This window comes from Desertivirga arenae (assembly GCF_017355785.1).
In the GTDB taxonomy this organism is placed as follows: Bacteria; Bacteroidota; Bacteroidia; order Sphingobacteriales; family Sphingobacteriaceae; genus Desertivirga; species Desertivirga arenae.
Genome location: NZ_JAFEWE010000004.1, coordinates 298412 through 312219, shown reverse-complemented (window position 1 = coordinate 312219; position 13808 = coordinate 298412). Strand labels below are relative to the sequence as shown.

The 13808-nt window shown below is 40.4% G+C and carries 15 protein-coding genes; all 15 read right to left on the bottom strand.

The features are described from left to right. Genes J4N24_RS11085 through J4N24_RS11015 form a run of 15 tightly spaced genes read right to left on the bottom strand, consistent with a single transcriptional unit; the run spans window position 1 to window position 13784 of the window. Window positions 1-555 carry an inorganic diphosphatase gene (locus J4N24_RS11085; protein WP_207533752.1) on the bottom strand — a complete coding sequence of 185 codons (555 nt, stop codon included), beginning with the start codon at window positions 553-555 and terminating at the stop codon, window positions 1-3. A 7-nt stretch (window positions 556-562) separates the two neighbouring features. Beyond that, window positions 563-1204, bottom strand: a complete 642-nt coding sequence (locus J4N24_RS11080) for a DedA family protein (protein WP_207533751.1) — start codon at window positions 1202-1204, stop codon at window positions 563-565. Window positions 1205-1254: 50 nt separating this feature from the next. Continuing rightward, on the bottom strand, window positions 1255-2634 hold the full coding sequence (locus tag J4N24_RS11075; protein WP_207533750.1) for an NADH-quinone oxidoreductase subunit N: 1380 nt from the start codon (window positions 2632-2634) through the stop codon (window positions 1255-1257). 26 nt (window positions 2635-2660) lie between these two features. Continuing rightward, window positions 2661-4136, bottom strand: a complete 1476-nt coding sequence (locus J4N24_RS11070) for a complex I subunit 4 family protein (RefSeq protein WP_207533749.1) — start codon at window positions 4134-4136, stop codon at window positions 2661-2663. Window positions 4137-4159: 23 nt separating this feature from the next. Then, window positions 4160-6073, bottom strand: a complete 1914-nt coding sequence (gene nuoL, locus J4N24_RS11065) for an NADH-quinone oxidoreductase subunit L (RefSeq protein ID WP_207533748.1) — start codon at window positions 6071-6073, stop codon at window positions 4160-4162. Between the two features lie 51 nt (window positions 6074-6124). After that, complete coding sequence (gene nuoK, locus J4N24_RS11060; RefSeq protein ID WP_207533747.1) at window positions 6125-6454, bottom strand: NADH-quinone oxidoreductase subunit NuoK; 330 nt, start codon at window positions 6452-6454, stop codon at window positions 6125-6127. 5 nt (window positions 6455-6459) lie between these two features. Beyond that, the gene (locus tag J4N24_RS11055) at window positions 6460-6951 is read right to left on the bottom strand and encodes an NADH-quinone oxidoreductase subunit J family protein (protein WP_207533746.1); all 492 of its coding nucleotides are present in this window, start codon (window positions 6949-6951) and stop codon (window positions 6460-6462) included. Window positions 6952-6992: 41 nt separating this feature from the next. Beyond that, window positions 6993-7490, bottom strand: a complete 498-nt coding sequence (locus J4N24_RS11050) for a NuoI/complex I 23 kDa subunit family protein (RefSeq protein WP_207533745.1) — start codon at window positions 7488-7490, stop codon at window positions 6993-6995. Window positions 7491-7529: 39 nt separating this feature from the next. After that, window positions 7530-8603 (bottom strand): NADH-quinone oxidoreductase subunit NuoH, encoded by a 1074-nt coding sequence (gene nuoH / locus J4N24_RS11045; RefSeq protein WP_207533744.1) that lies wholly within the window; start codon window positions 8601-8603, stop codon window positions 7530-7532. After that, complete coding sequence (locus J4N24_RS11040; protein ID WP_207533743.1) at window positions 8603-9607, bottom strand: NADH-quinone oxidoreductase subunit G; 1005 nt, start codon at window positions 9605-9607, stop codon at window positions 8603-8605. The genes nuoH and J4N24_RS11040 overlap by 1 nt, the downstream gene beginning before the upstream one ends. Window positions 9608-9627: 20 nt before the next feature. After that, window positions 9628-10995, bottom strand: coding sequence for an NADH-quinone oxidoreductase subunit NuoF (gene nuoF / locus J4N24_RS11035; RefSeq protein ID WP_207533742.1), 1368 nt, complete (start codon window positions 10993-10995; stop codon window positions 9628-9630). A gap of 3 nt (window positions 10996-10998) precedes the next feature. Beyond that, window positions 10999-11535 carry an NADH-quinone oxidoreductase subunit NuoE family protein gene (locus J4N24_RS11030; protein ID WP_207533741.1) on the bottom strand — a complete coding sequence of 179 codons (537 nt, stop codon included), beginning with the start codon at window positions 11533-11535 and terminating at the stop codon, window positions 10999-11001. Beyond that, window positions 11528-12736 (bottom strand): NADH-quinone oxidoreductase subunit D, encoded by a 1209-nt coding sequence (locus J4N24_RS11025; RefSeq protein WP_207533740.1) that lies wholly within the window; start codon window positions 12734-12736, stop codon window positions 11528-11530. Before J4N24_RS11025 ends, J4N24_RS11030 begins: the two co-directional genes overlap by 8 nt. Before the next feature lies 1 nt (window position 12737). After that, window positions 12738-13241 carry an NADH-quinone oxidoreductase subunit C gene (locus J4N24_RS11020; RefSeq protein WP_207533739.1) on the bottom strand — a complete coding sequence of 168 codons (504 nt, stop codon included), beginning with the start codon at window positions 13239-13241 and terminating at the stop codon, window positions 12738-12740. After that, window positions 13242-13784, bottom strand: a complete 543-nt coding sequence (locus tag J4N24_RS11015; RefSeq protein WP_207533738.1) for an NADH-quinone oxidoreductase subunit B — start codon at window positions 13782-13784, stop codon at window positions 13242-13244. It lies immediately after the preceding gene. Window positions 13785-13808 lie beyond the last annotated feature (24 nt).

Here is a 13808-nt window from a genome sequence, read left to right as displayed (position 1 = left end):
TTAGACATTAGTAACAAAAGTACTGTTATATAGTTCAATACTTTCCTGAATTATCTTATAGGCATATTCCCTGCCATGAAGCTGCTCAATAGTCACATTTTTATGTTCGAGCGCCTTATAGTCCTGGAAGAAACGAACGATTTCCTTCATTGTATGAGGAGGTAAATTTTCAAGATCCTCAATATAATTAACAGACATATCGTTCTTTGCTACGGCTATGATCTTATCGTCTTGTTCTCCATTATCAACCATATGCATTACTCCGATCACTTTAGCTTCTATCATAGACATAGGAAATACATCTACAGAACAAAGTACCAAAATATCAAGAGGGTCTTTATCGTCGCAATAAGTTTGTGGGATAAATCCATAGTTTGCCGGATACATCACCGAAGAAAATAGAATCCGGTCAAGACGCAAGAGACCGAAATCTTTGTCGACTTCGTATTTTGCCTTTGAACCTTTTGGTATTTCAATAATAGCAGTAACAGAATTAGGCACGTCCTCTCCAGGAGTTACTCTATGCCAAATGTGGTCTTTATCTTTAATGTCCATTTTATTTCTATTTGTTTTTTTGCGATAGGATTCTGCTTCTTATATAAGTCCAAATTAGTGGAACTGCAGTTACAACTACAAATCCAGCTATGATGTACATCAGATACTCATTAACTTGTCTCTCAAACTTCATCCCTAAAAAATATCCTAACAATGTCAATGAGACGATCCATAAAACTGCACCAATAATATTATAAATAGCAAATTTTATAAAATTAACATTTATAAGACCCGCTACTATAGGGGCAAAGGTTCTGACAATAGGGATAAAACGTCCCATAATCAAGGCAAAGGCTCCCTGCTTATTATAATATTCCTGGGCTGAAATGAGATAGGCCTTTTTAAAAAAGAAAGAATCGTTTTTCTTGTAGAGAACGGGTCCCGTCTTCTTGCCGAACCAATATCCAACGAAGTTGCCACAAATTGCCGCAAGGATCAGCCCGGCAATTAACAAGAATATGGACACGTCAAGCTTATTGGTAGCGACGAACATCCCTGCCAAAAAGAGTAAATAATCTCCCGGCAGGAAAAATCCAAAAAACAATCCGGTCTCGGCAAAAACTACAAAAAGGAGAACGTAAAATCCCCCTTCTTTAAGTAATATTTCCGGATCTATTAGCGAATGGATCGATTCCCAGAGTTCGTGCATAAGTGAATATCCGTAAATCTACGAATATTAATAATATTTTGTTTGAATAATCAAATGAGTCTTGTAATCAAATCAGGGTATATTCCAAGAATTACAGTAGCAATTGCAGAAACTGCCAAAACGAACTTGAACAGGGGAGACACAACCAGTTCGTTGCGTTCTGCAGGTCTGAAATACATTGCTATTATCACTCGGAAATAATAGAAAATACCAACTAAAGCATTTAAGACCGCAAATACAGTCAGGTAAATATGATAACCTGCTAATGCACGGCTAAACATCATAAGTTTTCCTATAAAGCCAGCAGTTAAAGGAATCCCAGCAAGAGACAACATTGCAATAGTTAGCGTAAAGGCAAGAAAAGGATTCTTCTTAGATATACCATTAAAGCTGTCAAAACTATCGTTTCCGACCTGACGCTGAAGAACTATTAAAACTGCAAAGGCAATGATGGAAGCAACCGAATATGCAGCCGCATAGACAAAAACAGAACTATCAGATTCGCTATTAAGAGAAATCATAGCAAATAGCATATAGCCAACATGTGAAATACTGGAATAAGCCAACATCCTCTTAAAATGCTGCTGGTAAACAGCTGTTACGTTTCCAACAAGCAGAGACAAAGCAGCGAATGTTACAAATATGGGGATCCAAAAAGACTGTACCGGAGAGAAGCATACCATAAACAAACGCAGGAAGGCTGCAAATCCAGCTGTCTTTACCACCGTACTCATGAAAGCGGTAACTAAAGCAGGCGATCCTTCATATACATCTGGAGCCCAGAAGTGGAAGGGAGCAGCACCAACTTTAAAGCTTAATCCTATAATCATCAACAGTATTCCTGCATAAAAAATGGGAGAAACCTGCTGTGGATTTTGAATTATATAACTGCGAATAGCCTCAAGATCAAATGAACCCGTTGCTCCATATAATAGGGCAACTCCGAATAATAGGAAACCCGTCGAAAAAGCCCCCATCAAGAAGTATTTAAGGGCAGCCTCATTAGAAGCAAAATCTTTTTTCTTAATACCTGCCAAAATATAGAGACTCACTGACATAATCTCAATCCCGATGAATAACATGGTGAGATTATGGAAAGAAACCATAACAATGATCCCGGCAAGAGCAAAAAGAATAACAGCGTAATACTCGGCAACATTTTCGCTTATCCTTTCAAAGTAATCCTTCGAAAGAAGGAAAATCAGAAGAGTTGATATGATAGTGATCGCAGAAAAAGCTACAGCATACTTGTCAAAAAGCATCATTCCACTGTATATTGGTTCTGCAAAAGTATCCCATTGGGATACTGCCAAACCTAAAGCTGCTAACAAACCTATTAAAGTTACCGGCAGCAAAGCTTGCTTCGCCTTAAACAGGCCAAGATAAAGAACAAGTATTGCTAATAAAGATATCGTAATTAATGCACTCATTTTCTATTTGTATCGATTGACCTTGTTTAAAAACTAGAAACGTTTCCAATCTTACCGTTTACCAAATCAATAAGAGATTTGGCCGCTGGCTCAGAAATATTCAATATAGGATTAGGGTAAATACCTATAAGTATAACCAGACCACAGATTATAAAAAGCACTACTTTTTCATTTGCGTTTATATCCCTGAAAGCCAGGGTAGCTTCATTTGCATCTCCAAGCATAACTCGTTGATACATTCGGAGCATGTAGACTGCGCCGAAAATAATTGTTAAACCTGCTATGGCTGCAGCGTAAATATTGTAATTATATACCCCCATTAACAAAAGGAACTCACCAATAAATCCATTTGTCAAAGGAAGGGCCACTGTTCCCAGAAGGACAATTAGAAACCCAATAGCGAAAGTTGGAGCAGACTTTGCGATCCCCCCCATTTTATCAGTGTCACGAGTATCCAGTCTTCTTATAATAATATCCAGGATAAAGAACATTCCTACAACATTCACACCGTGGCTGATCATTTGGATCATAGCGCCCTGGAGTCCATTGAGGTTCCAAACGAAAATACCTGCTGCTATAAGCCCTACGTGGCCTATTGAAGAATATGCCACTAATCTCTTTACATCTTTTTGTGTAAATGCAATTATTGAGGCATAAACGATTCCAATTATTGAGAGAACAAGAACAGTAGGTCCCCAATGAGCAAATCCAAGAGGAGCTACCGGAATAAGCCATCTTATAGCTCCGTAAATACCCATCTTCAACATTATACCCGAAAGCAACATCGTACCTGTTGTGGGTGCTTCAGTATAAGTATCAGGCTGCCAAGTATGAAATGGGAAAACTGGCATCTTTATAGCAAAAGCTAAAAAGAAAGCAAGAAATACCCAGCTTTGAGCACCAGCACTCAAAGAAGCCTGATAGAAGGACTGAAGATCATAGGTTTTATCTGCAGTTTGCTGAGCCATATAGATCATACCTACTAACATGATCAAGCTTCCCGCAACGGTATAAATGAAGAATTTAATATTAACCTTAATTCTATTAGGCCCACCCCAAATTGCGCAGATAAAATAGATAGGGATAAGGGCAGCTTCCCAACCAACGTAAAACAGGAATGCATCAAGAGCCGTAAAAACTAATAGAAGCCCAGTTTGCATGAATAGGATCAGGCCATAAAAAGCGCCGGGATTCTTATACTCGTGATTGAAGCTTGCCAGGATGATCAAAGGAATCAAACCATTTGTAAGCAATACTAAAATCATGCTAATCCCATCAATACCAACATTGAAACGAGAGCCCATAGAAAGGAACCAGGGGTAATCTACTGTAAATTGAGTACCAGCGCCTGGATCGAACTCAGATAAGAGATAAGCGGTTAAGCCAAGTGAAAACAAAGACCAAATAAAAGCTACCGTTTTAGCTAGTTCCAGTTTACCTAAAAGACCCACGATTGCTGCACCGACAACGGGCAGAAATATAAGGAGTAAAATAATTTCCATTTATTCTATTCTTATCCCTCTTGTTAAATATTTAAAAAGCCATAAGCTAGTAAAGCAACGATACCTGCTATCATCATGAAAATATAAAAACCTATATTCCCCGTTTGAAGTAACCTTAATCCCTTACTTGCTTCAGATGCTACCTTACCAAACCCGTTTACAATCCCATCGATTAAAGTTTTATCCACTATCCGGTAGAAAAACCCGGAAAGTAGGTTCAGTGGTTTAGCAATCACAAAGTCATATAGTTCGTCAATGTAATATTTGTTATAAGACAAATTAGCTAATGCGCCCCTATCGGCGGTATCAGGAACAGGTACGTGACCGTTCTTAGAATACCGAACATAAGCAATAATGGCCGCCATCACGGCTCCAATTACTGAAACAGCCATAAGCACATACTCGGTATTATGATCAAGTACTGCTGTTTCATGAACTTTTGTAGAAGATGCATAGAAGACAGGTTCAAGGAACCTTGCTAACCAATGGTTCCCATGAAGCACTTCCGGCACACCAATAAAGCCCCCCACAATTGACAATATAGCCAATACGATTAATGGAAAAGTCATTGACCCTGGGGACTCATGAAGATGCTCCTCTTGTTCTTTAGTCCCTCTGAATTTTCCAGAGAAGGTCAAAAACAGCATTCGGAACATGTAGAAGGCAGTGAACATAGCTCCAACTACTCCAAGTACCCATAACAGTTTGTTGTGTTCATAGGCATGTGCAAGTATCTCGTCTTTAGAAAAGAATCCAGCGAATGGAGGAATACCAGAGATTGCAATAGTACCGATTAGCATTGTAGCATAGGTAATTTTAAGCTTAGAACGGAGCCCTCCCATAGATCTCATATCCTGCTCATTACTAACTGCATGTATAACCGATCCAGCGCCAAGGAACAGCAAAGCTTTAAAAAATGCGTGAGTAATCACATGAAAGAAAGCTCCCGTATAGGCACCTACACCTAAACCTAAAAACATATAGCCGAGCTGTGATACAGTTGAGTAGGCTAATACCTTTTTAATATCTGTTTGGGTAATCGCTATTGTTGCTGCTAATAAAGCAGTAGCAATACCAATTATCGATATGATATTAAGAGTGAAAGGGGCAAGAGTAAACAGGATGTTAGATCGCGCTATCATATAAATACCAGCTGTAACCATAGTTGCAGCGTGAATTAACGCAGAAACTGGAGTCGGACCAGCCATGGCGTCCGGTAACCAGGTAAACAAAGGAATTTGAGCCGACTTTCCTGTAGCCCCAATAAATAATAGTATAGTGATAAGGACTATGATATTGTTATTGGGAGCAAGGTTAGCTGCCTGTGAAAAAACAGTGCTAAACTCGAGGCTTTTAAACATTGAAAAAATCAGGAAGATACCAATCAGGAAACCTAGATCTCCTATCCGATTCATCACAAAAGCCTTTTTGGCTGCGCTGGCATATGATGGATTGCTATACCAGAAGCCTATTAGTAAGTATGAACAAAGTCCAACACCTTCCCAGCCTATAAACATTACCACATAATTTGATCCTAAAACAAGTAGCAACATAAAAAACACGAACAGATTCAGGTAAGCGAAGAACTTAGCGAATCCGGAATCGTGATGCATATAGCCGATCGAATACACGTGAATAAGGAAGCCAATTCCCGTCACAATTAGTAACATCAATGAACTAAGAGGATCTACTTGAAAGGAGAAGGAGATTTTAAGGTCTCCAACCTGGATCCAATCAAATAATGGATATACAACTGATTTTACTGCACTGTCATTAAGTTCAGTAAAAATACCGATGCTAACTATAAACGAAAGCAAAACCATTACGCTGCCAATAAAACCAACAGCACTTTTTGGCAAAACATTCCGCCCCAATCCGTTTATAAGGAAACCGATAAGAGGTAATAAGGGAATCAACCAGACTAAATGTGTAAACATGAACGCTTTGTATTACGTTTATCTAAAAGCTTTAACAAAAATTATTAGGAGTTACCACTTCAACCGATTCAAGACATTGATATCAGTCGAATTTGTATTCCGGTATATCATTACAATGATCGCCAGACCAACAGCAACCTCCGCTGCAGCAAGTGCCATAATAAAGAAAACAAATACTTGTCCAGATGCATCCCCTCTATACGCCGAAAAAGCAGTTAGAAGAAGATTGACCGCATTCAGCATCAACTCCACGGACATAAAGATCACAATAGCATTCCTGCGTATAAGTACACCAATTACTCCTATTGTGAAAATAATAGCACTGAATAAAATATAATGATTAAGAGGAACTCCCTGAATAGATTGTATAACTGATTCCATTTTATTTACTTAGGGTCTTTTTTAGCTAGAAGAACGGCCCCTACCATCGCAGAGAAAAGCAGTATAGAGGATACCTCAAAGGGTAAAAGAAATTCATTAAAGAGAACCTTTCCAAGGTTCTTAACTAAGCCAATGCCTGGATTTTTCAACACTATTGGAGCAGAAGTATCAACCGCCCTTAAAGACCCAACCAAGGTTACTAATAAACAGAGTCCCGCTACCACTCCCGCAATCTTAATCAAATTAGACTTCATCGGTTCCGTATCCTTATTAAGGTTCAAAAGCATTAATACGAAAAGGAAAAGAACCATAATGGCGCCCATATAAACAATAAAATTAACTATTGCCAGAAACTGAGCATTTAATAATATGTAGTGGATTGTAAAAGTGAAAAAGGTTACAATCAAGTACAGTACACTATGAACCGGGTTCTTGGAAAAGATTACCAGTAGTGAAAAAAAGATTGACAGAAATGCTACTAAATAGAATAGGTTCATTAATTCTATGATTATGTATAGCCCCACTTGGGGGCATTGTTTTAAGATTTAAAAGGGGATTCTACTAACTTATCTTTCCCGTAAATAAAGTCTTTCCTAAGGTAATCTGCAGTAACTACAGGACCATCAAGATAAATCGCTTCTTTCGGACACGCTTCCTCACATAACCCACAGAAAATGCAGCGAAGCATGTTCACTTCGTATACAGCAGCATATTTCTCCTCCCGGTATAAATGCTCTTCTCCCTTTTTCCTTTCAGCAGCTGTCATTGTGATGGCCTCAGCAGGACATGCTAAAGCGCAAAGCCCACATGCAGTGCAACGCTCCTTCCCATTTTCATCTCTCTTTAGGGAGTGCATACCCCTCCAATTCTCAGAAACAGGCCGGGTTTGCTCCGGATAAAATACCGTTTCCTTCTTTTTAAACATATGGCGAAAAGTAATGGCCAAACCTTTGAATATGGAAGGAAGATAAATCCTTTCCATAAAGCTCATGGGCTTCTGCTCTAATACTTTTTTTCTGTTACTTAATGATTCCATCTATCCTCCTTCTCCCTTTTGGGGTGAATCTCGCTGTATTTATAAATAGTTGATTATATTAATAACGATCCCGGTGATTACGATATTTGCAATGGCAAGCGGAATCAAAACTTTCCAACCCAAATGCAATAATTGGTCGTAGCGAAAACGCGGAATGGTCCACCGGATCCACATGAAGAAGAAAATAAAGAAGAATATCTTCATAAAAAGTACCACCACTCCTAGTATAGCTGCTAATGTAGGTCCGAATGCAGAACTAGCCAAATCCATAAAAGGATAATTATACCCACCCCAATAAAGAGTAGCCATTACGGCAGAAGACACAAACATGTTGATATATTCTGAGAAAAGGTATGCTCCCAGCTTGAAACCAGAGTACTCCGTATGATATCCTGCCACAAGTTCGTTCTCACTTTCGGGTAAATCGAAGGGCGTCCTGTTACATTCCGCAAACGCGCATATAATGAATAATAAAAAGCCCAGCGGCTGCTTAAAGAAGTTCCACGTGAAATATCCGCCATCCCAAATATAACCACCCTCCCAAAAACCATGTTGTTGGGCTGCAATATCTTTAAGCGATAATGTCCCAGACATCATCAATAGAGCAATCAGTGAAAGTCCCATTGCAATCTCATAACTAATGTTTTGAGAGGCTGCACGGATAGCTCCCATTAAAGAAAATTTATTGTTTGATGCCCAGCCTCCGATCATTATACCATAAACACCTAAGGAAACAACACCAAAGATGTAGAGAATTCCTACGTTAATGTCTGTCACCTGCAGCTCAATTACACGTCCGGCAACCTCTATTGATTGCCCCCATGGAATTACAGCACTGCCTATACACGCGGTGAGTAAAGCCAAAGATGGTCCTAAAATAAATAGGAATGCACTCGACTCAGCAGGTATTATTTCCTCTTTGAAGAACATCTTCCCGCCATCTGCCAGGGGCTGCAAAGACCCGTGCCAGCCTGCACGATGTGGGCCAACACGGCCTTGAAGAAAAGCTGCAATTTTACGTTCAGCAAGAGTGGAATACGCAGCTACACCTAATGATATAGCGAAAATTACTGTTACAAGAACTACCTTTTCAATTAAAAATGCTACTTCCATTAAAGTTTAGTTGACCTTTCAAATTGTTCTTTATTCGCCTCCAATAACGCTGGATTTTTTCTCACGACAGAAGGAGGCATGAGCTGCGTATAATGGTTGGCCGAAATCACAGAATGCGGATTTATCTTTCTTGGACCTTCTATAACCCAATCACTGGTTTTTTTGGTATCAAATCGGCAAGTATTACAAATGAATTCTTCTACCTCTCCGTACTCATCCTTCCGGGCAGTTACCCGGATCACATCCTCTCCTTTATACCAGAGTGTAACTTTACCTGAACAAGTAGGACAATCGCGATGAGCATCTACCGGTTTAGTGAACCAAACCCGGTTCTTGAAACGGAAAGTTCTATCGGTTAACGCTCCAACTGGACATACATCTATCACATTACCTGAAAAATCGTTATCAATCGCTTTCTCAATGTAAGTCGATATTTCTGCGGCATCGCCTCGCCCTAAAATTCCGTGAACACGTTGTTCTGTAATTTGATCAGCTGTGTAGACACACCGGTAGCACAAGATGCACCGTGTCATGTGCAACTGAATCTTATCACCTATATCAATACGATCAAATGTTCTCCTTTCAAACTCATAACGTGTAGCTTCGGAACCATGCTCATATGACAGATCTTGCAGGTGACATTCACCAGCCTGATCACAAACAGGACAATCAAGAGGGTGATTAATAAGCAATATTTCTACAACACCCTTTCTAGCTTCTGTAACTTCCGGAGAGGTAATGTTCTGCACTTCCATTCCATCCATTACAGTGGTTCTGCAAGAAGCCACCAGCTTAGGCATCGGACGAGGATCTTTCTCAGATCCCTTACTAACTTTTACTAAACAGGTCCGGCATTTTCCGCCACTACCTTGTAGTTTGGAATAATAACACATGGCAGGAGGTACTATATCTCCTCCAATTTGACGAGCTGCATTCAGGATTGAGGTCCCTGCTTCAACGTCAATTGTTATTCCATCTATCGTAACTTTAACTTTATCAGACATGTTAAAGGTTTCCTCTCAAATTAACTTGCTGCAACATTTTCCAACTTTGGAAGCGGATCTGCGTAATGTGCAAGACCATAGTTCCTGCTTACGGCTTCCTGTGGATTTGTTACATGCCATTCAAACTCATCCCTGAAATGACGTATTGCACTCGCAACTGGCCACGCGGCTGCGTCTCCAAGCGGACAAATAGTATTTCCTTCAATCTTCTTTGATACATCAACCAAAAGGTCGATGTCGCTTAACTTACCATGCCCATATTCAAGCCGGTGCAGTACTTTCTCCATCCATCCAGTTCCTTCACGACACGGAGAACATTGTCCGCAGCTTTCATGGTGATAAAACCTTGAGAAATTCCAGGTATTACGTACAATACACTGATCTTCGTCGTAAGCAATAAAGCCTCCGGAACCTAACATTGTACCTGAAGCAAATCCCCCATCTGCTAATGACTCGTAAGTCATGAGACGAGGCTCATTATTTACAGTTTTTAAAATTAAATTGGCCGGTAGGATAGGTACAGAAGAACCTCCTGCTACCACTGCTTTCAAACGCTTGCCGTTTGCTATACCTCCACAATACTCTTCCGAGTAAAGAAATTCCTCGACAGAAACACCCAACTCTATTTCATAAACACCGGGCTTATTAAGATTACCAGAAGCTGAGATCAACTTAGTTCCAGTACTTCTTCCTAAACCGATCTTCGCATACTCCTCTCCGCCGTCATTGATGATGGGTACAGTAGCAGCTATAGATTCGACGTTATTTACTACTGTCGGACAATTATACAAACCTGAGATCGCAGGAAAGGGAGGTTTAATTCTCGGATTTCCACGTTTCCCTTCCAATGATTCAATTAATGCAGTTTCTTCACCACAGATATAAGCTCCACCTCCGGGTTGAACATAAAGTTCCAGATCAAATCCAGAACCCAGGATATTCTTACCCAGAAATCCAGCGTTTTTTGCCTCTGCGATTGCCTTTTCCAGAATACGAATTTGAGGCATCATTTCGCCTCTGACATAGATATAAGAGGTATTTGCGCCAAGAGCAAAACTAGACACAATCATCCCTTCAATTAAGGCATGAGGAATATGTGTCATCAAATACCTGTCTTTAAAAGTACCTGGCTCTGATTCGTCGCCATTACATACCAGATACCTTGGTTTACCCTCTGGTTTGGCTAGAAAACTCCATTTCATACCAGTTGGGAATCCCGCACCTCCGCGACCACGTAAACCGGATTTCTTTACTTCTTCAACCACGTCTTCAGGGGACATTGCTCGCAGCACTTTCTCAACAGCGCGGTAACCACCTTTCTGACGATAGACTTCAAAAGTGTTAATTCCGGGAACGTTTATATGTTCTAATAATAATTTACGTCCCATTTCTTAATTGATTTGAGGCTTTTCGACCGTTTTCAATCTTAAACTATCAATTAACTCATCAACTTTAGCTTCATTAAGGTTCTCGTAATAAGTATAGTCAGGACCAATCTGCAGCACAGGTGCCATTCCACACGCGGCCAGACACTCTACTCCTCTCCAGCTGAACAATCCATCCTCAGTCACCTCACCCTCCTTAACACCTAATTTCTGCTCAATATATTTCATCATCTTATCAGCTCCCACAATACTGCAGGGCCCGGTTCGACAAACCTCTAAAACATACTTTCCTTTAGGTTCGAGGAAAAACATGGTATAGAAAGTAGCCACCTCATAAACTTCGATTGGCTTGATGTCAAGATAGTCGGCTACCTTATTCATGGCCGGCGTACTCACCCAACCATATTCAGCCTGAACAAGGTGAAGAACAGGCAACAAAGCCGATTTCTGTTTTCCTTCCGGATATCGGGCTACAATCTCGTTGAACTTTGATATAAGTTCTGGACTAAAAATTACTTCTTCGGTATCAGATATCTTAAGCATCTAATTCTCCTGCAATTACGTTTAAACTACTCATGTTGATGATAGCATCAGAGAGAAGCATTCCGCGACTCATCGGAGCGTACATCTGATAGTTTATAAAACTTGGACGGCGGAAGTGGAGCCTGTAAGGAGCCCGTCCTCCATCGCTGATCAGATAAAAGCCAAGTTCTCCGTTTGCTCCTTCTACACAATGATAAACTTCAGCCTTCGGCACATCTACTTCACCCATCACTATTTTGAAATGATAGATCAGCGCTTCCATGTTATTATAAACCTCTTCTTTAGGTGGGAGATAGATCTCGGGAACGTTTGCGTGGAAAACACCCTTAGGCTCCTTCTCAATTTTATCCAGAGCTTGTTCAATAATCCTCAAGCTCTGCCACATCTCCTCGTTCCTTAATATATAACGATCGTAAACATCGCCTGTTGTTCCAACTGGAACGTCGAAATCGAAGTCCTCGTAAGAACTGTACGGTTCATTTACTCTCACGTCGTAATCCAAACCAGTAGCTCTTAAAATGAGGCCCGTCCAACTATAATTTAAAGCAGTCTCCGTTGTTACGGGAGCTACTCCAACTGTGCGATCCATAAAGATCCTGTTCCGGTCAAACAAGTTCTGGAACTCCTTCAATGCTACTGCATAATCTTTTGTAAACTTACGGATCTTCTGAAAGGCAATATCATTGAAATCTCTTTCAAAACCACCAATACGACCTATATTGGTCGTTAGGCGGGCTCCGCAGATCTCCTCATAAATTTCATAGATGTGTTCGCGCTGCTCCATTAAATACAAGAAGCCTGTATAGGCTCCAGTATCAACGCCCAAAATCCCGTTACAGATCAGGTGATCAGCAATACGGGCTAGTTCCATTACAATAACGCGCATGTAGTCAACACGCTTTGGCATTTGTATGCCAAGCATCTTCTCGACCGTCATATGCCATCCCATGTTATTTATCGGTGAGGAACAATAGTTTAACCGATCAGTAAGGGGCGTTATCTGATAATAAGGACGGTGCTCAGCAATCTTTTCGAATGCACGGTGAATATACCCGATAGTCGAAACTCCGCTTATAATCTTCTCACCATCCATCTCCAACACGTTCTGAAATACACCGTGCGTTGCAGGGTGCGTAGGACCAAGGTTTAACGTAGTCGTCTCCTTGCGGTCCAGATTTTCTATAATAGCGGGTTGATTCATGTTATCTTCCGAAGAAAAAGTCTTTTTTATCTACACGGTTAGGATCCTCAAGAGGAAACTCTTTCCTCATGGGAAATGCCGTCATATCATCAACATTTAAAATACGAACCAAATTCGGGTGACCTTCAAAATTAATCCCAAAAAAGTCAAACGTTTCACGTTCCATCCAATTAGCCCCCTCCCATAGAGTAGTTGCAGTAGGTATCGTAGGATTTAGATCAGGTAATGACACTTTGATCCTTACGCGAACATTGTTCACAAAACTGTGGAGATGATATACTACAACAATAGGAAGTGAGTTTTCCGGGTAATGAATAGCTGTAATATCAGTCAGGAAAATGAACTGAAGTTCCTTATCTTCCTTTAAAAATTTCAGAATATCCTGAATATCTTCTTTTGTAGTCTCGAAAGTTAACAGGCCATAAGGTTCTGCCGGAACAGATATCTTTTCTCCGAACGAATTACTTAATTTTTGAAGTACAGCCTGATTGCTTATTTTACCCATTTACTGGATTCCGTATTTATTTAATAGTTCTTTATATTCCGGGGAGTTCCGGCGTCTTAACGACTCGTTTCTCACCAGGTCCTGTAATCTCAGAATTCCATCAAGAAAAGCTTCAGGCCGAGGGGGACATCCGGGTACATAAACGTCGACAGGAATTATTTCATCAATACCCTGAAGCACTGAATATGTATCAAAAATACCTCCACTTGAAGCACATGCACCAATAGCGATCACCCACCGTGGCTCTGCCATCTGAATATAAACTTGCCTTAAAACGGGCGCCATCTTCTTTGCAATCGTTCCCATTACCAATAACATGTCTGCCTGACGCGGCGAAAATGATGGTCTTTCAGAACCAAAACGGGAAATATCATAGTGATTTCCCATCGTAGCCATAAATTCAATACCGCAACATGATGTAGCAAACGGTAAAGGCCAAAGGGAATTAGCACGTGCTAAGCCAATAACTTTATCGAATGATGTTGCAAAAAACCCTGACCCCTCAATCCCTGCTGGGGCTTCTGCTAATTTTATATCACTCATTGTTAGTCATGATTATAAAAATTC